Source organism: Limnohabitans sp. INBF003, from assembly GCF_055396645.1.
In genome coordinates this window covers 2,277,102-2,301,357 of record NZ_AP029222.1, presented here as the reverse complement: position 1 = coordinate 2,301,357, position 24,256 = coordinate 2,277,102, and the positions used below count along the sequence as shown (strand labels likewise).

The 24,256-nt window shown below is 55.2% G+C and carries 25 protein-coding genes and 2 pseudogenes; 16 read left to right on the top strand and 11 right to left on the bottom strand.

Translation table 11 applies throughout. From position 1 onward, the window contains the following. Window positions 1-206 precede the first annotated feature (206 nt). The 3 genes from ACZ5VE_RS10435 (at window position 207) to ACZ5VE_RS10425 (ending at window position 2,624) form a co-directional block, all read left to right on the top strand. Window positions 207-1,517 (top strand): hypothetical protein, encoded by a 1,311-nt coding sequence (locus ACZ5VE_RS10435; RefSeq protein WP_464455108.1) that lies wholly within the window; start codon window positions 207-209, stop codon window positions 1,515-1,517. A 178-nt stretch (window positions 1,518-1,695) separates the two neighbouring features. Next, the gene (locus ACZ5VE_RS10430) at window positions 1,696-2,136 is read left to right on the top strand and encodes a DUF6641 family protein (protein ID WP_464455107.1); all 441 of its coding nucleotides are present in this window, start codon (window positions 1,696-1,698) and stop codon (window positions 2,134-2,136) included. A gap of 110 nt (window positions 2,137-2,246) precedes the next feature. Further along, entirely contained in the window at window positions 2,247-2,624 is a 378-nt protein-coding gene (locus ACZ5VE_RS10425; RefSeq protein WP_464457529.1) for a hypothetical protein, read from the top strand. Here the strand turns inward: ACZ5VE_RS10425 and ACZ5VE_RS10420 are convergent. Together ACZ5VE_RS10420 and ACZ5VE_RS10415 are read right to left on the bottom strand one after the other, a co-directional pair. Beyond that, a pseudogene (locus tag ACZ5VE_RS10420) lies at window positions 2,540-3,019 on the bottom strand (IS21 family transposase); the annotation flags it as partial. The gene ACZ5VE_RS10425 and the pseudogene ACZ5VE_RS10420 overlap by 85 nt on opposite strands. A gap of 243 nt (window positions 3,020-3,262) precedes the next feature. After that, entirely contained in the window at window positions 3,263-4,528 is a 1,266-nt protein-coding gene (locus ACZ5VE_RS10415; RefSeq protein ID WP_464457478.1) for a citrate synthase family protein, read from the bottom strand. Window positions 4,529-4,762: 234 nt separating this feature from the next. Between ACZ5VE_RS10415 and ACZ5VE_RS10410 the strand changes: the two genes are divergently transcribed. The 8 genes and pseudogenes from ACZ5VE_RS10410 to ACZ5VE_RS10375 all read left to right on the top strand — a co-directional run bounded on the left by ACZ5VE_RS10410 (window position 4,763) and on the right by ACZ5VE_RS10375 (window position 12,074). Then, on the top strand, window positions 4,763-5,536 hold the full coding sequence (locus tag ACZ5VE_RS10410; protein WP_464455106.1) for an SDR family NAD(P)-dependent oxidoreductase: 774 nt from the start codon (window positions 4,763-4,765) through the stop codon (window positions 5,534-5,536). Between the two features lie 54 nt (window positions 5,537-5,590). Next, on the top strand, window positions 5,591-6,565 hold the full coding sequence (gene dctP, locus ACZ5VE_RS10405; RefSeq protein ID WP_464455105.1) for a TRAP transporter substrate-binding protein DctP: 975 nt from the start codon (window positions 5,591-5,593) through the stop codon (window positions 6,563-6,565). A 29-nt stretch (window positions 6,566-6,594) separates the two neighbouring features. Next, window positions 6,595-7,119, top strand: a complete 525-nt coding sequence (locus ACZ5VE_RS10400) for a TRAP transporter small permease (protein WP_464455104.1) — start codon at window positions 6,595-6,597, stop codon at window positions 7,117-7,119. Window positions 7,120-7,157: 38 nt separating this feature from the next. Beyond that, window positions 7,158-8,465 carry a TRAP transporter large permease gene (locus ACZ5VE_RS10395; RefSeq protein WP_464457477.1) on the top strand — a complete coding sequence of 436 codons (1,308 nt, stop codon included), beginning with the start codon at window positions 7,158-7,160 and terminating at the stop codon, window positions 8,463-8,465. Window positions 8,466-8,476: 11 nt separating this feature from the next. Next, entirely contained in the window at window positions 8,477-9,115 is a 639-nt protein-coding gene (locus tag ACZ5VE_RS10390) for an isochorismatase family protein (protein WP_464455103.1), read from the top strand. 9 nt (window positions 9,116-9,124) lie between these two features. Beyond that, on the top strand, window positions 9,125-10,612 hold the full coding sequence (locus tag ACZ5VE_RS10385; protein WP_464455102.1) for an aldehyde dehydrogenase family protein: 1,488 nt from the start codon (window positions 9,125-9,127) through the stop codon (window positions 10,610-10,612). 406 nt (window positions 10,613-11,018) lie between these two features. Next, window positions 11,019-11,416: pseudogene (locus tag ACZ5VE_RS10380) on the top strand (IS3 family transposase); the annotation flags it as partial. 118 nt (window positions 11,417-11,534) lie between these two features. Continuing rightward, on the top strand, window positions 11,535-12,074 hold the full coding sequence (locus tag ACZ5VE_RS10375) for a hypothetical protein (protein ID WP_464455101.1): 540 nt from the start codon (window positions 11,535-11,537) through the stop codon (window positions 12,072-12,074). Between the two features lie 15 nt (window positions 12,075-12,089). On the opposite strand, the gene ACZ5VE_RS10370 is transcribed toward ACZ5VE_RS10375, so the two are convergent. The 5 genes from ACZ5VE_RS10370 to mltB all read right to left on the bottom strand — a co-directional run bounded on the left by ACZ5VE_RS10370 (window position 12,090) and on the right by mltB (window position 14,635). After that, window positions 12,090-12,206, bottom strand: coding sequence for a TIGR02450 family Trp-rich protein (locus tag ACZ5VE_RS10370; protein ID WP_464455100.1), 117 nt, complete (start codon window positions 12,204-12,206; stop codon window positions 12,090-12,092). 31 nt (window positions 12,207-12,237) lie between these two features. Further along, complete coding sequence (locus ACZ5VE_RS10365; RefSeq protein ID WP_464455099.1) at window positions 12,238-12,480, bottom strand: SHOCT domain-containing protein; 243 nt, start codon at window positions 12,478-12,480, stop codon at window positions 12,238-12,240. A gap of 18 nt (window positions 12,481-12,498) precedes the next feature. Then, the gene (locus ACZ5VE_RS10360) at window positions 12,499-12,981 is read right to left on the bottom strand and encodes a Spy/CpxP family protein refolding chaperone (protein ID WP_464455098.1); all 483 of its coding nucleotides are present in this window, start codon (window positions 12,979-12,981) and stop codon (window positions 12,499-12,501) included. Window positions 12,982-13,220: 239 nt separating this feature from the next. Then, window positions 13,221-13,442, bottom strand: coding sequence for a TIGR02450 family Trp-rich protein (locus ACZ5VE_RS10355; RefSeq protein WP_464455097.1), 222 nt, complete (start codon window positions 13,440-13,442; stop codon window positions 13,221-13,223). Then, complete coding sequence (mltB, locus tag ACZ5VE_RS10350) at window positions 13,439-14,635, bottom strand: lytic murein transglycosylase B (RefSeq protein ID WP_464455096.1); 1,197 nt, start codon at window positions 14,633-14,635, stop codon at window positions 13,439-13,441. The genes ACZ5VE_RS10355 and mltB overlap by 4 nt, the downstream gene beginning before the upstream one ends. A 190-nt stretch (window positions 14,636-14,825) precedes the next feature. Between mltB and ACZ5VE_RS10345 the strand changes: the two genes are divergently transcribed. From ACZ5VE_RS10345 to ACZ5VE_RS10335, 3 genes are read left to right on the top strand one after another with little or no spacing between them, the layout of a single operon-like run. Beyond that, window positions 14,826-15,779, top strand: coding sequence for a histone deacetylase family protein (locus tag ACZ5VE_RS10345; protein WP_464455095.1), 954 nt, complete (start codon window positions 14,826-14,828; stop codon window positions 15,777-15,779). A 27-nt stretch (window positions 15,780-15,806) separates the two neighbouring features. Then, the gene (locus ACZ5VE_RS10340; RefSeq protein WP_464455094.1) at window positions 15,807-16,622 is read left to right on the top strand and encodes an enoyl-CoA hydratase; all 816 of its coding nucleotides are present in this window, start codon (window positions 15,807-15,809) and stop codon (window positions 16,620-16,622) included. After that, complete coding sequence (locus tag ACZ5VE_RS10335; protein WP_464455093.1) at window positions 16,610-17,884, top strand: mechanosensitive ion channel family protein; 1,275 nt, start codon at window positions 16,610-16,612, stop codon at window positions 17,882-17,884. Before ACZ5VE_RS10340 ends, ACZ5VE_RS10335 begins: the two co-directional genes overlap by 13 nt. Window positions 17,885-17,920: 36 nt before the next feature. Here ACZ5VE_RS10335 and ACZ5VE_RS10330 read toward each other — a convergent pair. From ACZ5VE_RS10330 to ACZ5VE_RS10315, 4 genes are all read right to left on the bottom strand, one after another. Beyond that, a protein-coding gene (locus ACZ5VE_RS10330) for an IS3 family transposase (RefSeq protein WP_464454783.1) occupies window positions 17,921-19,182 on the bottom strand; the annotation gives its coding sequence in 2 pieces (ribosomal slippage) (window positions 17,921-18,825 and window positions 18,825-19,182; 1,263 coding nt in all). Between the two features lie 117 nt (window positions 19,183-19,299). Continuing rightward, window positions 19,300-20,592, bottom strand: a complete 1,293-nt coding sequence (locus tag ACZ5VE_RS10325; protein ID WP_464455092.1) for a TRAP transporter large permease — start codon at window positions 20,590-20,592, stop codon at window positions 19,300-19,302. Beyond that, window positions 20,589-21,065 (bottom strand): TRAP transporter small permease, encoded by a 477-nt coding sequence (locus ACZ5VE_RS10320; protein WP_464455091.1) that lies wholly within the window; start codon window positions 21,063-21,065, stop codon window positions 20,589-20,591. Before ACZ5VE_RS10320 ends, ACZ5VE_RS10325 begins: the two co-directional genes overlap by 4 nt. A gap of 91 nt (window positions 21,066-21,156) precedes the next feature. Then, window positions 21,157-22,173 (bottom strand): TRAP transporter substrate-binding protein, encoded by a 1,017-nt coding sequence (locus tag ACZ5VE_RS10315; protein WP_464455090.1) that lies wholly within the window; start codon window positions 22,171-22,173, stop codon window positions 21,157-21,159. Between the two features lie 296 nt (window positions 22,174-22,469). Here ACZ5VE_RS10315 and ACZ5VE_RS10310 point away from each other — a divergent pair, with 296 nt between their 5' ends. Continuing rightward, on the top strand, window positions 22,470-23,225 hold the full coding sequence (locus tag ACZ5VE_RS10310) for an electron transfer flavoprotein subunit beta/FixA family protein (RefSeq protein ID WP_464455089.1): 756 nt from the start codon (window positions 22,470-22,472) through the stop codon (window positions 23,223-23,225). 97 nt (window positions 23,226-23,322) lie between these two features. Continuing rightward, window positions 23,323-24,255, top strand: a complete 933-nt coding sequence (locus ACZ5VE_RS10305; protein ID WP_464455088.1) for an electron transfer flavoprotein subunit alpha/FixB family protein — start codon at window positions 23,323-23,325, stop codon at window positions 24,253-24,255. The last annotated feature ends 1 nt before the right edge of the window (window position 24,256 follow it).

Sequence of the window (24,256 nt, the reverse complement as noted above, 5' to 3'; positions counted from 1 at the left end):
GCCTTTTCTTTCAAGAAAAGGTGTCAACCTCTGGCAGGACGGGTCACCTCCTCAAAATCCGGGGCGATTCACTTGTACATCCCAACGGTCAACAGTGTTGGCGTTCATCAAGCCCATGGTTTTGGTCAATACAGCATGCAGTCAATCGTGCCTGCGGATCATGTAATCGACGCTTTGGTCAGTGACACCGACGAGGGAGATCTGTAATGGAACTGTACAACCCTCAATTTGCCGTCTACACGCCAGCGGTCAACTCTGGCTACATCGCGAGCGTTACCCGCACCATGGCCAAGGGTCGACGTTTCCCCAAGGGCCTTATCCCCAAGGACCTGATGTTTTGGGAGAAAAACAACCTGTGGCACTACCCCGTCTTACTTCATAGCATTGGGCAGTATCGTGTTGGCACCAGCCCCAGTGCGGTGCTGGACAAGGCCAGCCGAAGTGACAGCTTGCTGTTGGGTGACAGTGGTGGGTTCCAGATTGGAAAAGGCACCTTAAAAGGCCTTGAACAAGTCAAAAATGGACCCATGACTGCTCTTGATGCAGTTGATGCATGGCGTCATGAACGTGAAGCACGCAATTGGATCAAGGACTGGCTGAGCCAGCAATGCGACTATGGCATGACCATTGACATGCCCTTGTGGGCCATGACCAATAGTGGTGCAAATTCACCGTTTCACAACTGTTCAAGTCAGCAACTGATGGACATGACGGTGCAAAATTTGCGTCACGTTGAAGCCTTCGCCCCTGCCGATTCCAAATGGCTCAATGTGGTCCAAGGTGGCGAAAACTATCTGGACACCATCGAGTGGTTTGAGGCGGTCAAGTGGTTCCAGCGCGGTGGGTGGGCTTTGGCTGGTTCTGCTGGTGTGGCGGGTGGGTTGATTAACTTCCTGATGACCGTGTTGATCATGCGAGACAAGGGAGCTTTTAGGCCTGGTCAAGACTGGTTGCATGTACTGGGTGTATCAACTCCGATCTGGGCAGTTATCTTGACAACGGTTCAGCAGGAATTGCGGAAATCCAACAGTGCATTGACCATCAGCTTTGACTCCAGTAGTCCGTTTTTGTTGGGTGGGCGTTTTGAGCAAGCCTGCTTGGCACCAGAATTGACTGCAGAAAAGTCAACCTGGACCTTGCGTGCTGAGCGAGCCCCGCAGCGTCCTTCTCTGGCCTTGGACTCATGCCAGGATCCTTTCCCGTATCCTGAAAGTCCACTTGGGAAGCAATTGATGCTCAACCAGCTGAATGTCAAAGAGGGCAAGTGGGAGCCACGACAATTTGATTCGCTCAGCAATACCTTGCTGATCAATCACAATATCTGGATTCATTTGGATGCTTTTGCTCGAGCAAATCATTTGTTTGAACAACGTGACACCCAGCGTATTCCTGTTGAATACTGGGGGTGCATTGAACTAGTCAAAAGTTTTTTTGCCTGCAGCGATGCAGTGGCTGCATCCTATGAGATGGAAAAGCACCTCACGTTGCTGGATCGCATTGCTCCCATGACACTGTGAGTTGATCCAACTCTCATTTTGAGAGTTGAGCATCCGCACACATTTCCAAGCCTGTTCGTGCATGCAGCACGACAGGCTTTTTTTATAACCCGCCACGGTTTCGGGTTTCTGGTCGTCCTGAAGCCGTGGTCGATCACAAAATAGTCTGTGCTTTAACAACATCTGAAAGGAAAAGCACATGGCAACCCTTGCAACACTCAAGCTGAGCACAGCAGTCAAACCCACCCACATGCCCGCAGTCCAAGTGCGGCGTAACAAAATGTCTCGACGCTTGTGGGAGCAGATACAACTGGCCCGTGCACAGCAGTCAGGCACCGTATTCGCACCCATCAAGCTGCGTTCGTATGTGGACAAGGAAACGGGCTTTCGTCGGCAGGTGGAATCGACCAAGCGGGTCAAACCGTGGTGGTTCACCGCTGATAACGGCAAGCTGACAATGAATGTTCTCTACGGTGCTCGAAGGATTGAATTGGCCAAGGGCAAAAGCTCAATCGAGATCGGCGGCACTGATCAACTGGTGCCCACATTGGAGTTGATCAAACAGGCAGTGGAAGCAGGGGAGTTAGACGCACAAATTGAAGCTGCTGGCATCAAGCTTCGTGAAGGTTTTGGCAAGTGACATGAGTGTGGCACGGCAGCAACGAGGGCTGCTGTGTGACCATGCCATTTGAATCCAGATTGCAGGTATCCACGCCAATGCCCTCTAGATAGAGCTTTTTACGCAAAGCCATGACCAACGATCTCCAAGTTATCACAGACAACTACATCGATACACGCATCATCAAGCGGGTGGCCATCAACGGCGTGGAATTTGATGAAGAGTTCCTGGCTGGACTAGTTGCCAAGCACATGAGCCAGCGAGGACACCTCAAGCAGCCAACATTGACAACGGCGTTTGAGATCTACATGCATGAAAAGTCAGCGGCCAGTCGTAAGAAGTTCCGTGACAACGCCACGCGAGATTTCAATTACTTTCGGGCCCAGTTTGGTGATTTGACTCTGCAAGAGTTGCGGCATTCACACGCCACCAAGTATCGTGACGCACAGATTGCACGGGGTCTGAACCCCCCGCCATTGAGCAACCCTTCCTCACTCTGGTCAAACTGAAACGCCTCTCCCAGTTCAAAACTCAAAGGTACATAGGCCTTGGATGCCGCCTTGCCCTCTTGCGCGCGCCAAGCCCGAATGAAATCCGTCAAGCGGCTGTAGCCGCCCCGATAGCCTTGCGCCTGCAACTGCGCCAACAACGCCCGCGCACTGCGCCGGGCATATTGGGGTCTGTGGGAATCGGCCTTGAGTGCCTGTACCCATGTCGCCTCAAACGCACTGAGCTTGGTGAATCCGCTTTGTCCTTTGCATTTGGGCGTTTGATCGCCTAGGGCCTTGAGCCATTTTTTGCCCGTGTTGCGCGATAACCCCATGCGCTTGGCGATCTCGCTTTTTGAGAGTTTCACGTGCAACTTCATGTGCCTGACCTTACCTATCATTTCCATGCTGATCACCATCTTGCTCTCCTGCTGAAATATTCAGCAGGCCAGTTGAACAACCTGGTCAATTTTGAGTCGGCACTCCAACGTTTAGATGGTCAGTTTTCGGTCGGCGTCAACAAGCTTTTCCCCGCGAGGCTTTGCCAGTGTCTGTGCGAACAAATTTCAGATGTGGCAAGAAGCCCGAGTGGCCGATGCCGTCGCGGTCCTCGAAAAGTTGCAGAGCGATCTCTTGGATTCACAGGCAAAGCCTATCCTTCAACGATTCACCTGATACAAGCCCCGTGGTCGTATGGTGAAGCCTGCCAGCCTCTGCTCCATCGTGTGAGCGATCCAACCAGCGGTTCTGCCGATGCCCCACAGCGCACAAGCGCTTCTTGGTGGCAGGCGCCATGCATTGCACAGTACCACCAAACCCATTTCGATATTGGGATGCAAGCCAAGTCGTTCGTTGATACCCTCCACGAAACGCAGCGCCAAGTCCGCTTGTGCAGATCCTGGAGCCGTTTGCTGGGCTAATTTGATCATCAGCGCTGCGCGTGGATCGCCATTCGGGTAAATGGGCAATCCGAAGCCTGGGAGTCGCTGCCCTTTAAGTTCGGCCTCAGCCAGTCGGCCTTTCAAATCGGCATTTGAACGCAAGCTTTCAATCAAGTCTTCGGCCGCATCGGTTCCGCCTGCCAGAGCCGCTCCTTGGTGTGTGGCTAAAGCGGCAACCACGCATGCATGGAGGGTGGCACCCGTAGACGCAGCAATTCGCGCTGAAAATGTACTGGACGAGAGTTCGTGGTCTGCGCTAAGGATCAGAGCCGTGTTGATGGCATTTTCCAAAGCAGATGTCTTCGTTACGCCCATGGCTTCCATCACATGCAGCGCAAGAGATTGCTCAACTTGGGGCGGTTGGTACACCCCTCTTGGGCCGAGCAAACCACAAGCCCCGGCAAAAGCAAAAAGCATCTGTCGCGACAAACGCTCTGTCGATCCCATGCGAAGCTCTTGCTCTAATGTTCCACCACCCAAGACTGTCGCAACAATTGAAAAAACCCGCATCATGCGCGGCCTGTTACTGCCTTGCTGCAGCACGGCCTCCAAGGCACGAGCCACATCGACTTTCATCGTCTCGACGGGCCATGTTTGAGGACCATCGGTTTGCAATCCACTCCACAACAGTTCAGCCGTATTTTCAAATCTACCCGGGTGTCTGACGAGATCCGTAGCCAAATATCCTCGATAGCGTGGGCCATCTGCCTCTATCTCGGTGATGGAGGTCTCGATGACCGGTTGGCCCCAGCGCATGGCTGCGGCAGCCACTGGGCCGCTGCCTTGTCTCACGCTGCTTCGGACCTTCAAGCTCTGAAGTTCTTCTAAGAGATAGCGATTGGCTTTGCGATGGGCTTGCCGCAAAGGGTGCAAAAGTCCACGGCTGACATAGGTGTAGAGCGTTGCAGGTTTGATCCCCAACATGGCGCTGGCCTCTTGCGCAGTCAGCAATTGACCTGCGTCTATGCAAGGTTCTGGTTTCATCATATTCCTGCAGTGATCGGTTGGGACATGTTGGGTAAACCAGCAAACCCCTCCGTGTCTCCATCTTGAAAAGGAATCAGCAGCTACGGAGGCATCTAGGGGTTTTCGTTGATCGATGATCGAATCGAGATTGACACGCGATCAACTAATTCACAGACTAGCAGCAATCGAAATGATTCGTCAACTAAGAATAATTCGAGTTTTTCAACGCAGGCTTCACAAGGGGACAATCCTTTGACAGAACTATCAGCACAAAACCCGAAAGGCCGGGTCGTTGTGATCACTGGCGCAGCACAAGGGCTAGGACGGGCCTATGCATTGCGCTTTGCCAAAGAGGGCCACCGAGTGGTGGCCATGGATTTGCAAACAGATGCGCTCAATCGTGTGGCTCTAGAGGTCAGGGCGCTGGGGGCCACATGTCTTCCATTGACCGTTGATGTGTCTGATGTCAGCAGCGTCGAGCAAGCTGCCATGTCCATCGAGCAGGAATTGGGGTCTTGCGATGTACTGGTCAATAACGCTGCGATTTTTTCTACCATAACCATGCGGCCATTCGAAGAAATTCCAGTGGACGAGTGGATTCGAGTCCTCAATGTCAACATCACGGGCACTTTTTTGATGACCCGGGCGTTGGTTCCGCTGATGCGGCGCAACAAATGGGGGCGGGTGATCAACGTATCCTCCGCTGCTTTTTTAATGGGTCGTCCCAATTACCTCCACTACACCACTTCCAAAGCTGCAGTGGTTGGAATGACCCGCTCACTCGCACGCGAGCTTGGGCCGGACGGCATCACGGTCAATGCACTTCTTCCCGGGGCCACTGACACTGAAGTGCCCCGTGGCACGGTGACACCTGAACAAAAGCGCCAACAAATTGCCATGCGTTGCATCCAGAGAGAAGAAGGTCCACGCGATCTGGAAGGCGTGGTCAGCTTTCTTGCCTCTGACGAAAGTGCTTTCATCACAGGCCAGTCATTGGTCGTTGATGGCGGCTACTACTTTTTGTAATTTCCACGCCACGTCATTTCAGCTGTGATTCATTCCCAACCACCAGGAGACAAAATGAAATTGATTAAAAAACTGAGCCATTTAACGGCTGCTTGCGCATTTGCTCTGAGTTCAGCCCCCGCGCTATCGCAAGAAGTCACCATCAAGGCGGTCAGCGCTTGGCCTGAAGGTAATTTTTTCTCACAAAATTTTGAAAAATTTGTTCAAAAAGTCAATACGGATGGTAAAGGTTCTATTCAGATCAATTATGTGGGCGGTGGCGCTAAGGTGATGCCTCCCTTTGAGGTGGGCAATGCTGTGAAAAGTGGCGTGGTCGACATCGCCAATGTCACAGGAAACTTTTATACCAACTTGCTACCCGAGTCTGACGCTTTGTCGGTGAGCACTATTCCCGTTCAGGAATGGCGTAAAAATGGCGCTTACGACTATGTCAACAAACTCTGGGGTGAAAAGCTCAACGCACACTACTTGGGCCGGTCGATTGACAACATGCCCTACCACATCTTCTTGAAAAAGCCGATTGCCAAACCTGATCTTGCCGGAATGCGTCTTCGCGGTATTCCCATTTACCGAGAATTTTTTCAAAGTATGGGTGGCAATGTTCTGACAATTGCTCCAGGTGAGGTTTACACAGCACTGGAGCGAGGGGTCATTGACGGTTACGGCTGGCCAGTTTCGGGTATTTTTGATCTGAACCTGCAAGAACACACCAAATACCGCGTGGAGCCTGGTTTTTACAACACAGAGGTTGGCGTTTTGATGAATCTGAACACGTGGAAACGCTTGAACGAAAAGCAACGTGCCGTACTAACGAATGCCGCAATCTGGATGGAAAACCTCAACTTGGAAAACCCTAAAAAGTGGGAGGACGAGAAGAAACGTCAAGCCGCCGCCGGCATCCAAGCCATTGTGTTTTCGCCTGCTGAAACGGCGGCTTATTCCAAGCGTGCAACCGACGCCATTTGGGAAAGCATTAACAAACGCAGTCCAGAGCACGGTCCCAAGCTGCGCCAGCTTCTTGTTCGCTAAGACGTGAAATTTCATCTAAGCCCTTGCGTATGAAAATCTTCGCTCGCCTCGACGCTCATTGGGAACGTCTGCTTTCTATATTGGCGCTGCTCGCTTGTGCGTTGGTGGCTTTGATGGTGGTGGTCATATGCGCTGATGTTTTGGTGCGCAACCTGAGGCTCGGCAATATGGCTTGGGCCAATGAGGTGGCCGAGTACACCCTTTACTTGTCTACCTTCTTGGCTGCTCCTTGGTTGTTGCGCCAAGGAGCGCATGTGCGCATGGACGTTGTGCTCAAAATGCTGCCAACCAATCTGGCTTGGGCTTTCGAGGTGTTGGCCGACATTTTTGCAATTTTGGCATGCAGTGCTTTAACTATTGCAAGCAGCAAGGCAGCTTTGGCTAGCGCTGAACAAGGCTCTTTGGTGTTCAAGATTTTTATATTTCCTGAATGGTGGCTTATCACGCCAGCAAGCATACTTTTTGGTGTTTTGACTGTTGAGTGCGTGCTCAGGCTTTTGCGTCAAATGAACAGTCCCAAGACCATTCGCTCTGAAGCCACTTCATCAGTTTGATGTCTTTTAATTGAAACAAGAGGTTCAAAGTGGACTGGATGATAAGCCTGATCGCGTTGCTTGCAGGCGTGATTTTTTTGATGTTCATTGGGTTACCTGTAGCGTTGGCTTTTTTAGCCACCAACGTAGTGGCTGCCTTTGCCTTCATGGGTGGCATGGCTGGGATTGATCAGCTGGCACGCAACTCGATTGCATCGGTCATAACTTTCTCTCTCACGCCGATACCCTTGTTCATTTTGATGGGAGAGGTGTTGTTCCAGACCGGACTAGCACTGAAGGTGATTGATGCGTTTGATCGGCTAATCTACCGCGTACCGGCGCGTCTTCCAGTCGTGTCTGTGGTGGCAGGAACCGCCTTTTCAGCGATCTCTGGATCCACCATTGCGACAACCGCCATGTTGGGCCGCTCCATGACCCCGATCATGCTGGAGAAGAAATATCACCCCTCTTTGGCCATGGGGCCCATCATTGCTATTGGCGGCGTTGACATGCTCATTCCACCATCAGCGCTCATTGTGTTGTTTGGGAGTTTGTCCAACATATCCATCACTAAACTCTTATTTGCAGGAATTATTCCTGGCATTTTGTTGGCGATATCTTTCGTGGCCTACATCATTGCAACAGCAGTTTTAAAGCCAGACAGCGTACCTTCTGATGATGAGGGAACACGTTACGTCGGCTGGCAGCGTTGGCGCCTTTTCGTTCTCTATGTACTGCCACTGTTATCGGTTTTTGGTGTGGTGATCGGTGCCATGTCATCAGGTATCTCCACTCCGAGCGAAGCTGCGGCATTGGGGGCAGCTGCCACGATTTTGTTGGCAGCTTGTTACCGAGTCTTGACCTGGAAAAGCTTGGTGGAGTCGTTGAAGGGTACGGTGCAAGTGTCTTGCATGGTACTTTTCATCATCGTTGGGGCCACAGCTTTTTCTCAGATATTGGGTTTTTCGGGTGCCACCAATGGTTTTCTGGGGGCGGTAGGTGCGCTTGATCTGAGCCCCAACATGTTGATATTGGCCATGATCCTCATTTTGTTGGTGCTCGGCTGTTTTGTTGATCAAGTCAGCATGATGCTTTTGACGTTGCCGTTTTTTATGCCGCTGGTCATGAGCGCCGGAATTGATCCGATTTGGTTTGGCGTGCTTTTCTTAATCGCCATGCAATTGGGTCTGATGACGCCTCCTTTTGGTTTGTTACTTTTCACCATGAAAAGCGTTGCCCCACCCCACATCACCATGCGTGAGGTTTTTGCATCGGCCTATCCTTTTGTGATGATCAGCCTTTTGATGCTGGTTTTGGTCTTTTATTTCAAACCCATCGCCATTTGGTTGCCAGGTTTGATGGGGTGAGCGCAAGTACGATGACAAACGAATTGGATTTTTTTAAACAACGTGGTTTTGGTCTGACCATTGGGTACGGCCATCGCCCTGCGGTGTTGGTGATTGACATGATCCGGGCTTTCACTAACCCGGATGCGATGTTGGGTGCCAATCTGGACGCACAAATCGAAGCCACTCAGACTTTGCTGAGGAGCGCCCGTGCACGGGGTCTCCCCGTCATCTTTTCAACAGTCAGCTATGACGATGTTGACCTCAAGGACGCTGGCATTTGGGCGTTGAAACAACGCGGTGTGATGAATTTGCGCGCTGGCACAGCAGAAGTTGAACTAGACCCCCGTTTGCAGCGCATGCCCTCTGAAGGATGGCTGGTCAAAAAATATGCCTCTTGTTTTTTCGGTACAGATCTCACCTCGCGACTGTTGTCCCAAGGGATAGACACTTTGCTGATTGCTGGTTGCACTACGAGCGGCTGCGTTCGCGCTACTGCAGTTGACGCTTTACAGACGGGGCTTCGAGCCATGGTCATTCGCGAATGCGTGGGTGACCGCTCAAAAAATGCGCACGACCAAAGCTTGTTTGACTTGCAAGCCAAGTATGCCGACGTGGTTGGTTTGGACGAAACGTGTGCACACATCGAAAAAATTTCCTCTCCACTTTAAGGTTTTCCTTTGACTGATCTTTCTAAAGATTTATCCAACCACGTTTCATCAGTTTTACCCGTTAGCCAAGGCCAGTTTTATGGGGGAACATGGCACCAAAACCCTAAAGCCCAACGCCTCATCAGCATCAACCCTTGTACAGGCGCGGTATTGGCTGAAGTTGAGACAGCCAATGACGCTGATGTGGACGCGGCTGTCAGCAGTGCAAAAGCTGCCTTCAAGTCTTGGGCCTCAACACCGCCCTTGGTTCGTGCTCGTTGTTTGCGCGAGGCTGCTGCTCGCATTCGAACCAACGCAGCCGATCTTGCCTTGCTGGATGCGGCTGATTGTGGCAACCCCGTGAAGGCCATGCTTTTTGATGCGGAAATTGCCGCCACACAGTTGGAATACTTTGCAGGTTTAGTCCTGGAGATCAAGGGCGAGACTATTCCAACGGGCAATGGTTCACTGAACTACACCCGCCGCGAACCGCTTGGCGTCGTCGCCCGCATCTTTCCCTTCAATCATCCCTTCATGTTTGCAGCAGGTAAAATTGCGGCCCCCTTGGCCGCAGGGAACACCGTTGTCATCAAACCCCCTGAGCAAGCGCCCCTATCAACCCTGCGTTTGATGGAATTGCTGGTAGATGTTTTTCCGCCGGGTGTGCTCAACTGCGTGGTCGGTGGCCGGGAAGTCGGCGCTGCGCTGACTTCTCATCCGCAAGTTGCAGCAGTGGGTTTGATCGGCAGCGTGCAAGCTGGTAAGGCCGTCTTGCACGCGGCGGTTGACACTTTCAAGCGCACATTGCTTGAACTCGGCGGTAAGAATGCCATGATGATTTACCCCGATGCAGATCTGGAAAAAGCAGTCGATGGTGCTGTGCGGGGTATGAACTTTACCTGGTGCGGACAGTCATGTGGTTCGACCAGTCGGCTATTCATCCATGACAGTTTGCATGATCGTTTTGTAGATCAGCTTTTGGACCTGCTGTCCAAACGCCACAAACCGGGTATGGCTACGCACATGGACACCACCATGGGCGCCCTGATCAACCGTGCTCAGTACGAGCGCACCATGGACTTCATTGCGAGTGCGCAAGCTGAAGGTGCATTGCTGGTGACCGGCGGACACCCTCCATCAGACCCAGCCTTGGCCCATGGTTTTTTTATACAACCTACCGTTTTCACTGGCGTAACGCCATCTATGCGCATTGCCCGTGAGGAAATATTTGGACCTGTGCTGAGCATCATGCGGTGGAGCCATGAGGGCGAGCTCTTTTCAGCCGTCAACGGTTTAGACTTGGGATTAACAGCCTCAGTTTGGACAAACAATTTGCGCACCGCCCATCAAGCTGCTGATCGCTTAGAGGCTGGTTATGTTTGGATCAATGATTGCTCCTCACATTTTATTGGTGCCCCCTTTGGTGGATACAAGCAATCGGGTCTTGGGCGTGAAGAATCCAAAGAGGAACTGTTTGAATTCACACAAATTAAAAATGTGAATGTTTCTATGTATTGAAAACGCTGGTTTGGATGAATGCCAGTCTTCAGAGGGTTAACGCTGCGCTGTTATCCATAAATTCAAGCATGTGACTGGAGAGCGTCCATCTTTTGGTGTGAGGTATGCTCTGAATTAGTGCGATGGCAATCCCACGCTTCTTTTTCCAGTAATAAGAAATTTTGAATCTCCACGTTCCCTCGGCAATAGTTAATACCAGACTGTATTGCCCCGGGTTTTGAGGAGGCGCTACACTTTGAGAAGATGGAGCCATGAGCAAGAAATCAAACCGTTTTTTACCCGAGGTGCCCCAACGCGCTGTCCTTATGGTGCTTGAACATCGAGGCTAGTACCCCTCCCTGTGGGCCACCATTGAGTCCATTGTCCCCAAGAATGGCTGCATGCTGCAAACTCTCAACGACTGGGTTCGATGCGCACGGACTTTGTCTTGGATGCCCTGGCGCAAGTCTTGTTCGACAGGCAACCAGAACGCTTGGATGCCTTGATTCACCACTCAGACAGGGGGTCTCATTATGTTTCCATTATCCAAACTGAACGGATGGCCCAAGCAGGAATAAAACCCATGGCGACAGATACGACAACGCCTTGGCCGAAAAGATCAATGGGCTGTGCAAGACCGAATTGATCCACCGCCGTGCACCCTAGAAAACCAAGGAGGCACCGGAACTGGCAACCCTGAAATGGGTGGCCTGGTTCAACTACCACCGACTGCGCAACCCGATTGGGTAAATTCAACCGGCTGAAGCTGAGTTGAACTGCTACCGACAACTGGCCGCAACGAGCAAGACCGAGGTCTCAACTTAGACCAACTGGCCTCCACGAAACCCGGGGCGATTCAACCACACATACAAGCCTAGAAAAAGCAGTTGGGTCAGCTTGATGTCAATCAAGTGTTCCTAAACTGGCAAATACAAGAGACCACATGGTGAGGCGACAAATTGAGACCGCTTTTTTGATATTTTTAGCAGCGGTTTTGTACTGGTTAGGTTATGAATTTCAGGGGTGGCTTTTTCAGTTCACCGAGCACGTGTCCGGCGTTAATTGGTTTTATTTGCCGGCAGGGTTGCGTGTGGTGTTTGTTTTGGTAGCAGGACTGAATGGCGCTTGGGGTATCTTTGCGGCGACCATTGTGATCAACCTGTTGCACATGGAAGATATGAATGGCACGGTCCTTTTGCTGACTGCCGTCGCATCAGGATTCGGTGCATGGTTTGCCCTGTTGCTGATGCGTTGGCGCGGGCAAATTGACGCAGACCTGATGGTTTTAACCAGTTCTGTCTTAATTCAATATGCATTGATTTATGCCCTGCTCAATGCTGTCTTCCATCAAGTGGTTTGGTGGGCATTTCAACGAGATGGTGCCAGCTTCATAGTGGATGTTTGGCCCATGTTCGTGGGGGACGTGCTGGGTGCCTTGTTCTTTTTGTATGCGTTGAAAGGGCTGCTCAAGCTCAAGTCATAGGGTCATCGACCCACATCAAACCCAACCCTGCCTCCACACGCTGTCGTCCTGTAGATCCCGCCAAGCGATAACTTGTGTGGCCTTTGAGGACACGGCTTCAATGTCCACCCACGCAATGGGATCTTCGGGCAAGTCAGGTCAGATCACGTAAGTGATCCGATAGTCAGCTCAGATCCCGTTTGCGGGCTTCGAATTCGGCTTTATCAATCTCACCGCGTGCGTAGCGCTCCTTTAGGATTGCCACCGAGCGATCTTCGCCGCGCGGGTCGGTTGGGGACCTGCCAATGCGCCATCGGGTGGCCAACAGAACCACAACAACGGCAACAACGACCACGAGCACCCAGCCAAGCAGCCCGAACCCGAACATGTGGCCGCCGCCCCAACCCATCATGTGTTCGTAAGCCATGATTTTCCGATCGCCAAATCAGCGGCTACGCCAGTGACGGTTCAGTTTTTCGCGCTGATCTTTCGTCAACACAGCTTCAAGCTTTTTGCGTGTGTTCAGTTGCAACTCGAACATCGCTTTCTGGGCATCAGCCATCGCTTGGAAAGACTTTCGTGTCTCAGCTTCGTCCAATGGGCCAAGTCCGAACATGCCTTGCATATGGTGACCGTGTCCGTGCACCGTTCCCATGAGCTGCCACATTGCCTTGGAGGCCTGCTCGTGGATGCCCGCGATGGCTTTGTGCTGCTCTGGGGTGAGGTCCAAACCTGCGTAGGCAGCGTTGTCGCAAACGGACATCATGCCTGGACCCATGCTGTAGCCCCCCATCATTCCCGGGCCCATGCCGTAACTGCCACCGTAGCCGCCCATCATCGCCGCCCCCTTACCGTAAGGCTGGGCCATTGCGGCACTGGTCAACATCACGATTGAGGTAAGGGCCGCGAGAGCATGTTTCAGTTTCATCATTCACCCCTTTGTTGATCATCTGGAATCGATCCGTGCCCATGATCACGTACATGTGACGAGATAGATCGACTTGAAAGGACAACCATAAAGGATGCCTTCACCATTGGGGCATCGTAGGATTCGAAAGGGGTGTGGTCAGTGAGCAAGCGCACATTTGGGCGTGCCGCATCAGTTTTTAGCGCATCGAGACCGGGTCAATAATTCGTCCAGTCAAGTACCCGTACACATAAAACCCTTTAAACCCAACCCTGCCGCCACACGCTGTCGTCCTGTAGATCCCGCCAAGCGATAACTTGTGTGGCCTTGGAAAACACCGCCTCGATTTCCACATGCTCAATCGGAGCCGTGGGATCGTCGGGTTGGATCACCCGGCTGACCAAAAAATGCTTTTGCTTGGCCACGGGCTTGACCGCTGTCCACTTGGTCAGCAGCAATTTTTTAGGGTTCAGCGGGTTCATGGCTTGCTTTGCATCTCGTGCGCCACCGCTTCAGCCAGCTCGATCACCGCCATGGCGTAGTAGCTGCTCCAGTTGTATCGGGTGATCGCATAGAAGTTTTCGGTGCCTGCCACGTAGCTGGGTGGGTTGCTGCCGTTGCGCAGCTCGATCAGTGCCAAGGGGCCGGTGTGCGCCAGTGCTGCACCTTCCAAGGCAGCTCCTTTGCCTGTGAAGCTGGCCACGCTGAAGGTCGGCAAGATGTCCGGGGCCAGCAGGCTGTCCATGTCGGTTTGGCCCGGGCTCAGGGTGACGGGGTAGTGGGTGGGGATGCCGGTGCGCCAGCCAAAAGCCTTGAAGTAATTGGCCACTGAACCGATGGCGTCGGCGGGGCTACCAAACAGGTCGATGCGGCCATCGCCATCAAAGTCCACCGCGAACTTGGTCCAGCTGGACGGCATGAATTGCGGTAGGCCCAACGCGCCTGCGTAGCTGCCCCGGATGGCCATCGGGTTGGCACCGCTGCGCGAAGTCAGCAACAAAAACTGCTCCAGCTCGCTGCGAAAGAAGGCTTGGCGCTCTGCGGCTCTGGGGTGGGCTTGCGGAAAATGAAAGGCCAAGGTGCTCAGGGCATCCACCACACGGAAGTGGCCGGTGTTTTGGCCATAGAGGGTTTCGACACCGATGATGCCGACGATGATGGCGGCGGGCACGCCGTACTCGCGCTCGGCTTTCGCCAGCGTGGTGCGGTGCTTGAGCCAGAACTGCAGGCCCGCCTGGATGCGCACGGGCTCAATGAAGCGTGCACGGTAAGCGCCCCAGTCTTTGGCCACAGGGCTGGTGGCTGGCAGCACCAGCTTTTCCACCAAGGGCAGGCGTTGGGCTTGCTGAATGGTTTTTTGCACCCAGTCCAGGTCGAGTTGCAAACGCCCTGCGGCTTCTTGCGCCCAGATGGCCACTTCGGGGTTCTGGCTCAGGCTGGGACCGGGCACTGCAGATGGTTTTGGCGTGCTGTGTTTGCGGCCTTCGGCTGCGCTGGTTTTCTTCTTGGCTTTTTTGCCCGCGTGTTGCGTGTGTTTGGCGACTTTTTTGGGCGGGGTTTGCGCTTGGGCTGGCGCCAGGCATGCCAGCGAAAAAGCCAGGCCCAACAGCCCTGTCAAGACGGTTTTCAGGCGCAAGGGGCTGCGCTGGTGTGAGGGGTGTGAGAGAAAATTCATGCGGCAGCCAGTTTAATCGCCCGAGGGGCATTCATTCGGGCGGTGTTGCGTAAGGTGCGAAGGAGGGGGCTGACGAAATGGCCTCTGGAAGTGGCGGCTTGGCGTGATAAGCTGAAAGCAGCAAATGTGCAGTCATTCAAAAAAATCGACAGATTTGACAAGCTGTTGAGCATGCAGGAAAACAAGCCGTATGGGTGCGACAGGTTATTTCACACATCCCACTTGCTGGAAACACGAAATGGGCGCGGGGCATCCCGAATGCCCGGAGCGATTGGGCGCCATCGAAGACCGTTTGCTGATCACCGGCCTGGACATGGCCTTGCAGCGCCGCGAGGCCGGGCCTGCGGCTTTGGCCGACATCGAGTTGGCGCATGGGCGCATGCATGTGGCGGCTTTGCGCGGTTTGGGCGATGTTTTGCGCGAAGACATCGCTGCGGGCGGCCCCAGCCACACCGCGCTGGACCCGGACACCATGATCAACGCCCACACTTGGGACGCGGCCTTGCTGTCGGCCGGTGCCGCCATCGAGGCCACCGATGCCGTCATGGCAGGCGAGCTGGAGAATGCGTTTTGTGCCATTCGCCCACCCGGGCACCACGCCTGCCGCGACAAGGCCATGGGTTTTTGCTTTTTCAACAACGTGGCCATTGCTGCCAAACATGCGGTGGAGCGCCATGGCCTGAAAAGGGTGGCGATCGTGGACTTTGATGTGCACCACGGCAACGGCACCGAAGACATCGTGGCGGGCGACGACCGCATTTTGATGGTCAGTTTTTTCCAGCATCCGTTTTACCCGGAGGGTGGCTCGACATCTCATGCCTCCAACTTGGTCAACTTGCCGGTGCCCGCCTACACCAAGGGCATGGACATCCGCGAGTTGATCGACATGATGTGGATACCGCGGCTGGAGGCGCACAAGCCCGAGCTGATTTTCATCAGCGCAGGCTTTGACGCGCACCGCGAAGACGACATGGGCCAGATGGGCTTGGTCGAGCAGGATTACGCCTGGATCACCCAGCGCATCAAGGACGTGGCGTTGCGCTACGCCAAGGGCCGCATCGTCAGTTGCCTGGAGGGCGGCTACAACCTGAGTGCGCTCGGCCGCAGTGTCGAAGCGCACCTGCGCGTGCTGGCCGACGTTTGACGCGCCAGTTTGGGCACAATCGGGCACATGACCGATTCCATTGCTCCAGCCTCCACTGCACCTGGCTCCGCTGACTTGCTGCTGCACCAGCGCGATGCGCGTGGCGTGCACCGCTTGACCTTGAACAGCCCCGCCAGCTTCAACACCCTGAGCGAGGCCATGCTCGATGCGCTGCAAAAAGCCTTGAACGCCATCGCGCAGGACGAAGAGGCCCGTGTGGTGGTGTTGGCCGCTGCTGGCAAGGCCTTTTGCGCCGGGCACAACCTGAAAGAAATGCGGGCGCAACCCGCGCTGGCGTATTACCAAAAGCTGTTTGCCCAGTGCAACCGCATGATGCTGTCGATTCAGAATTTACCGGTGCCTGTGATCGCCCGCGTGCAGGGCCTGGCCACAGCAGCGGGCTGCCAGTTGGTGGCGCAGTGCGATCTGGCGGTGTCGGTGGACAGCGCGAGCTTTGGCGTCAATGGCATTGACGTGGGCTTGTTTTGTGCCACGCCCAGCGTGCCTTTGGTACGCAACATGCACGCCAAGCAAGCCATGGAGATGCTGCTCACGGGTGGGTTCATTTCGGCCGAAGAGGCCCGCAGCCGGGGGCTGGTCAACCGGGTGTGTGCGGCCGCCGAGCTGGATGCCCAGGTCGATGCGCTGGTGAACGCTATTCTGAGCAAGCCGCGCGAAGCGGTGCGCCTGGGCAAAGCCTTGTTTTACAAGCAGCGCGAAATGGGCGTGGAGGCCGCTTACCAATTGGCAGGCCAAACCATGGCCTGCAACATGATGGATGACGTTGCCCAAGAGGGCGTGCAGGCTTTCATCGACAAAAGGAAACCGTCATGGCGAGCATGAAATCTTTGAACATTGCCGACCCGCTGGGCTGGCTGGATGCTTTGGCCCGTGCCGAGTCGCTTCAGGTGCTGGGGGCGTTTGCCGTTTGCGTGGCGCTGACCTGGTTGGCCGTCTGGCTCATTCGCCAGGCGTTCGCGGCGCAGGATTTGTCGGTTTTGTTGGGCAAGCGCTTGATCGACGGGGTCTTGTTTCCGGCGCTGTTGTTGGGTCTGACGTTTGTGGCGCGGACCTTGTTGACGGCTGACCACCCGGTGGCTTTGTTTGGCATTTTGTTGCCGGTCTGCATCTCGCTGGCCTTGATCCGGTTCGGGGTCAAGGTGTTGCAGGTGGCGTTTGGCGCGGCCCCGTTTGTGCGGGTGCTGGAGCGCACGATTTCGTGGATCGCTTGGTTGGCGGTGGTGTTGTGGGTCACGGGCATCTTGCCGCTCATCCTGGACGAGCTGGACCAGATTCGTTGGAAGGTCGGCGGCTCCATGCTCTCGGTGCGCACCCTGATCGAAGGTGCGCTGACAGCGGGCGCGGTGCTGATCGTTACCTTGTGGGTGTCTGCGGCCTTGGAGTCACGCTTGCTCAAGTCGGCCACGGGCAGCGATTTGTCGCTGCGCAAGGTCATCAGCAACACGGTGCGGGCCTTGCTGATGTTTGTGGGCTTGCTGTTGGCGCTGTCTTCGGTGGGCATTGACCTGACGGCCTTGTCGGTGCTGGGCGGCGCGGTGGGTGTGGGCATTGGCTTTGGCCTGCAAAAGCTGGCGGCCAACTATGTCAGTGGTTTTGTCATCCTGGCCGAGCGCAGCATGCGGATTGGCGACAGCGTGAAGGTCGACAATTTTGAAGGCCGCATCACCGACATCAAAGCCCGCTACACCGTCATCCGTTCTCCGTCTGGGCGCGAGTCCATTGTGCCCAACGAGATGCTGATCACGCAGCGTGTAGAAAATTTGTCACTGGCTGACGCCAAGGTCGCGCAAAGCACGGTGGTTTCGGTGGCTTATGACGCACCAGTTGACCAGGTCATGACGCTGCTGCACCAAGCCTGTGTGGCGCAGCCCCGCGTGTTGACCGACCCAGCCCCTTTGGTGGCTTTGTCGGCCTTTGGCGCAGATGGGCTGGAGTTCACGGTGAACTATTGGTTTGAAGACCCGGCCAGTGGTCAGCTCAACCTCAAGTCGGACATCAACCGGGCGATATTGAAAACGCTGCAGGACAACGGGATACAAATTCCGTTTCCCCAGCGCGTGGTGCACATGCCAAACAAGTCCTGAGAGACCATGGGCGTGGTTCACATGACCCGTCCTAAATTAGGTTGACACCTGGGACGGTGATTCAAGCCGACGAATGTCGGCCAAAGACGCCCGATGCACCGCATCGGGCGTTTGCATTTTCAGCGATAAATGAGGGCGCTCGTCGTTATAGATCTGCACTGACTCTCGCACCATCCGCCGCGCTTGCTCCAAATCAGCGGGGCGCTGCAACAGCAACTCGCCTTTGAGGATGCCGTTGACCCGCTCTGCCAGCGCATTTTGGTAACAGTCGTAGCCATCGGTCATCGAGCACAGCAGGCCGTGGCGCTGATGAATGGCTTGGTAATAGTTCGAGCAGTACTGGATGCCCCGATCCGAGTGATGCACCAAGCGTTGATCACTTTGACGTGTGCGCAAGGCCATTTTCAAGGCTTGTGCTACCGGCTCGGTTTGCAAGCTGTCGTGCACATGCCAGCCCACGATCTTGCGCGAGTAGGCATCAGTGACCAAGCTCAGGTAGACAAATTTGTCGTTCGTGGGCAAGTAGGTGATATCGGCCACCCATACTTGCTCGCTGGCTGTAGCGCACAGTTGCTGCGCCCCCGCCTTGAGCAAGTTCGGATGGCGACGAAACCGGTGATGGCTGTCTGTGGTCTTGTGATACGCCCGTCGCTGCGGCACCAGCATGCCAGCGTTGCGCAGCACATCAAACATCGCATCGCGCCCCAGTTCAATGCCAGCACGCTGCAGTGACTCGTGCAACACATGGTGCAGCTTGCGTGTGCCCAACCGAGGCTGTCGCACACGCCAATCTCGCACCAACTTCACCACCGCCTGGCTTCGACTCTCAAGCTGGGCATGACGCCGCTGGCCCTGATAGTAAGCTTGGCGACTCACCCCCATATGGCGGCAAGCCCTCTTCACACTCAACCCTTGGACGAGTTGCTGCGAGAGGACTTGCCCAAAGGCTTTTTTACGACGCGCACCCCATAGTCCTTCTTCAGGACGTCCAGTACAGCCTCGAACAACTGGGCCTTCTCGTTGGCCTCTTTCAGTTGAACTTGCAAGGCCTTGATCTGTTGCTCGGGTGTCAGAGATGTGGGTGTTTTGTCTCGGGGCATGGCTGCCGATGATGCCTGAATGCCCCAGCTTTGGCGTCCATGCTTGCGCATCCACACCAGCACCGTCGAGCGTCCTTGGATCCCATACCGTTGCTGCGCTTGTGTGTAGGTCAGCTCGCCTTTTTCTACTTGCTCGACCACAGCCAGTTTAAAAGCCAGCGTGTAGTCTTTCTGAGTTCTCTTGATGCCTGATTCCATTTGACTTGCCTTTTCTTTCAAGAAAAGGTGTCAACCTCTGGCAGGACGGGTCAACACCATGAAAAAAGGCACACCCCGGGTGTGCCTTTTTCGTTGGAGCCAGGTGGGACTTGGGGCTCAGTCCATCATGGATGGCAACCACAGGCTCAGGCTGGGGAAGGCCAGCAAGATGCCCAGAGTGATGACCAGCACCACCACCAGCGGCCAGACGCCACGGAAGATGGTGCCCAGGCCGACTTTGGGCAACAAGGTGTTGAGCACAAACAGGTTCATGCCGACGGGGGGCGAGATCAGGCCGATCTGAATGACCATCACGATCAACACGCCAAACCAGACTGGGTCAAAACCCAGTTGAACCACGATGGGGAAGAACAAGGGGATGGTCAGCAAGACCATGGTGAGTTCTTCCATCACGGTGCCCAGGATCACATAAATCAGCATCATGGCGGCCACCACCATGATGGGGGACAGGCCCAGGTGGGTGATCCAGTCCTTCAGCTCCATGGGCATGGTGGTGAAGTTCACGAAGTTGGCAAAAATGGTGGCGGCAATCAGCAAGGTGAACAGCATGGCGGTGGTTCGAGCCGATTCGACCAGCACCTCGAACAAGGCCTTGAAGCTCAGAGAGCCGCGTGCCACGGCAAACACAAAAGCCCCCATGGCCCCCATGCCTGCGCCTTCGGTGGCAGTGAAAAAGCCGCCATAGATGCCGCCCAGCACAATGACCACCAGCAACAAAACGCCCCAGATGCCGCGCAGTGCCGCCCAACGTTGTGCCCAGGTGAATTTTTCACCGGCAGGCGCGTGTTCGGGGTCGCGTGAGGTCATGATGACCACGGCCACCATCATCAAGATGGCGGTCAGGATGCCGGGAATCACGCCAGCAGCAAACAACTTGCCGATGTGGGTCTCGGTGATGATGCCGTAGATCACCATGATGGTGGACGGCGGGATCATGATGCCCAAGGTGCCACCCGCAGCGATCACGCCGGTCGACAGCGCATCGCTGTAACCGAGCTTTTTCATCGAGGGGTAGGCCACTTTGCTCATCGTGGCAGCGGTGGCAATCGACGAGCCGCAGATGGCGCCAAAACCCGCGCAAGCGGCAATCGTGGCATGGGCCAAACCCCCTCGGCGGTGACCAATGAAGGTGTAGGCCGCATGAAACAGTTCGTGGGCCAGACCTGCGCGGGCGACAAAGTTGCCCATCAGGATGAACAAGGGGATCACCGACAGGGTGTAGGCAAATCCGGTTTCGTAAACAACCTGCGCCGTGCTGGCAAGGGCTGGCAACCAGCCTCGGGTCAGGCCAATACCGACCAGGCCGACCAGGCCCATCGAAAAAGCCAAGGGCACGCGCAGCAGCGCCAGGCCAAAGATGGCCGCAAATCCAATCAGCGCTTCAATCACAGCACGCCTCCTTCGTTGTCTTGTTGTTCCTTGAACATCAAGCCCAAGTGGATGACGCCCGTGAAGGCGCACAGCAGGCCCATGCCATAAATGAACGGGGCCTTGAGAATTTTGAGTTGAGCCGTGGTTTCGCCCGTTTCGAGAAAGTCACCGCCGGTTTTCCACATCAGCCAGCCCAGACCCAGCAGGGCCGCAGCACACAGCAGGTGCACCACTGCGCGTTGGAGTTTCTGAATGAATTGAGGCAAATAGGGGTCCATGGAGTCGAACACCACGTGCTCTCCGCGTTCGGACACCAAAGGCAAAGCCCCGAAGATCACGACCACCATCAAGAGTTCGGTCAGTTCCAGAGAGCCTGTGATGGAGTGGTCGAGCAGTTTGCGTCCCACGACATCCAGGAAGGTGAGCAGCATGATGGCAAACAGGGCAATGCCTGCCAGCAGTCCGCTGAGGGTTTCGAGCAATTTTTTCAAAATCGGGTCTTTCAAAATTCAAAAGCAGTCTCCGCCTTGTAGACGGGGACTGCCGGATATCAGCATTTGCCCTTGCGAGGCAAAGCGGGCATCACTTCTCCAGTTTGGCGATTTCGGCGCGGAAGTCGGCCAGCACCTTGGCTGGATTCTTCAGGCCCTTGCCTTCAGCGGCCTTGACCCATGCTTGCTCCAGAGGGGCAGTCTTGTCCTTGACCTCTTTGACAAACTTGGCATCGGCCTTGGTGATCACCACGCCGTTGACTTGCATCAGAGCGAAAGCGCGGCGGTCCACTTTGTCCCAGCCACGACCAAAGATGCGTGCTGCAGTTTCGCCAGAGATGTCATCCACAGCTTTTTTGTCTTCGGCCGACAACTTGTCGTATTTGGCCTGGTTCATCATGAAGACGAAGCTGGTGTTGTACATGCCGCCTGGGAACGTGGTGGCGTGCTTGATGATCTTGTCGATCTTGAACGACTCGGTGGATTCGGCCGGGAACAAAGTGCCGTCCATCACGCCGCTCGACAGCAACTCATAAGAGTCAGGTGCTGGCTTCAAGGTCACATTCATGCCCAAAGCCTTGGACATTTCGTTGACCATGCCGCCGCCCACGCGGAACTTCAGACCGGACAGGTCATCCACTTTGGTGATGGGGCGCTTGGTGTTGAACACGATGCCGGGACCGTGCGAGAACAAGGTCAGGACTTTGACGCCTTGGTGCTCGGCGGCGAATTCAGGGTGTTTGCCAGTCACGCGGCTCAGGGCCACCGAGATGGTTTCTGCGCTGTTGCCCAAAAATGGCAATTCGGTCATTTGTGTCATCACAAAGCGGCCGGGTGTGTAGCCGTGCACGGTGTACGACAGATCAGCCAAACCGTTTTTGACGGCATCGTAGGTGCCAGGTGCGGGCGTGACACCGCGGGGCAAGATGTTGCACTTGATGCGACCCTTGGTGTTTTCTGTCAGCAGATCGCACCATTCCTTTTGCGCCATGCTGGCGGTGTGTGTGGGGGGGAGCCAGCTGGAGACGGTCAGCACCGTCTGCGCTTGGGCCAGACCAGTCAAGCTGGTCAGAGCGACTGCCGCCATGGAAATCAGGGTTTTTTTCATCAGAATGCTCCGTCAAATTGGTTACAAAACATAATCTAATCTGGATTCGGCCAGAACGCACTCCATGCTAACCCTGATTCGCCAACCGGTTGGTCGGTGAATTCCCGGGGTTAGGATGCTGAAAAAATGCCAAAATGCAGTCTGGAAAATACGAACGACCGTGCTTTTTTGCTGATAATCCATGGTTTTAAAAGTGTTTTGATGCACAATTGACGTTTACGTTAACGTCAATTGGTTCCCCTTAATGGCGTGTTTCAAAACGTCGCTGGTTTTGATTTATCAATGGAGATGCTTTCATGAAAATTCTGGTTCCCGTGAAGCGGGTCGTTGACTACAACGTCAAAGTGCGCGTCAAGTCCGATGGTTCGGGTGTGGACATCGCCAACGTCAAGATGAGCATGAACCCCTTTGACGAAATCGCTGTCGAAGAAGCCGTGCGCCTCAAAGAAAAAGGTTTTGCCACCGAAGTCATCGCCGTGTCCTGCGGCGTGGCCCAGTGCCAGGAAACCCTGCGCACCGCCATGGCCATTGGTGCCGACCGCGGCATTTTGGTTGAGACCCCAGCCGACTTGGACCTGCAGCCCCTGGCTGTGGCCAAGCTGCTCAAGGCCTTGGTGGACAAAGAGCAACCCGGCCTGATCATTCTGGGCAAGCAAGCCATTGACGACGACTGCAACCAGACCGGCCAGATGCTGGCGGCTTTGGCTGATTTGCCCCAGGCTACTTTTGCCTCCAAGGTCGAGATTGTGGACGGCAAGGCGCAAGTGACCCGCGAGATCGACGGCGGCCTGGAAGTGCTGTCCATCAGCCTGCCTGCGGTGGTGACCACCGACTTGCGCCTGAACGAGCCGCGTTATGTGACGCTGCCCAACATCATGAAGGCCAAGAAAAAGCAGCTCGACACCTTCAAGCCCGAAGACCTCGGCGTCGATGTGGCCCCCCGCATCAAGACCCTCAAAGTGGCCGAGCCCGCCAAGCGCAGCGCTGGCATCAAGGTGCCCGATGTCGCCACTTTGGTGGATAAATTGAAAAACGTGGCCAAGGTCATCTGAAGCTCTTGTGGGAGGCCGCCCCCGCGGCCGAATGACGGTTAACAGCCATTCGCGAGCAGTGGCTCGCTCCTACAGAACAACGAATCAAGGAAAAAACATGACTTCTCTCGTTATTGCAGAACACGACAACGCCTCCATCAAAGGCGCGACCCTGAACACCGTGACAGCCGCTGCCGCTTGCGGTGGTGATGTGCACGTGCTGGTGGCTGGTCACAACGCGGGCGCAGCCGCAGCCGCTGCCGCGCAAATTGCCGGTGTGGCCAAAGTGATCCATGCCGACAGCGAAGCGCTGGCCCACGGCCTGGCCGAAAACGTGGCCGCCCAGGTGTTGGCCATCGCCAGCAATTACAGCCACATCCTGTTCCCCGCCACGGCCGCAGGCAAAAACGTGGCCCCTCGCGTGGCCGCCAAACTGGACGTGGGCCAGATCAGCGACGTGACCCAAGTGGTTGCGGCCGACACGTTTGAGCGCCCGATCTACGCCGGCAACGCTATCGCCACCGTGCAAAGCCAGGACGCGACCAAAGTGATCACCGTGCGCACCACTGGCTTTGACGCCGCAGCAGCCACCGGTGGCTCTGCCGCCGTTGAAAGCGCCGCGTCCCAAGCCGACAGCGGCAAGAGCAGCTTCACACGCAGCGAGATCGCCAAGAACGACCGCCCCGAACTGACCGCCGCCAAGATCATCGTGTCCGGTGGCCGTGCTTTGGGCAGCTCGGAAAAGTTCAATGAAGTGATGACCCCGCTGGCCGACAAGCTGGGCGCGGCCATCGGTGCCAGCCGCGCTGCGGTCGATGCCGGTTATGCCGTCAACGACCTGCAAGTGGGCCAGACCGGCAAGATCGTCGCACCGCAGCTGTATGTCGCTTGCGGCATTTCGGGTGCTATCCAGCATTTGGCGGGCATGAAGGATTCCAAGGTGATCGTGGCGATCAACAAGGATCCTGAAGCGCCGATCTTCAGCGTGGCCGACTTCGGCCTCGAAGCCGATTTGTTTGCTGCAGTGCCTGAATTGACCAACGCACTGTGAT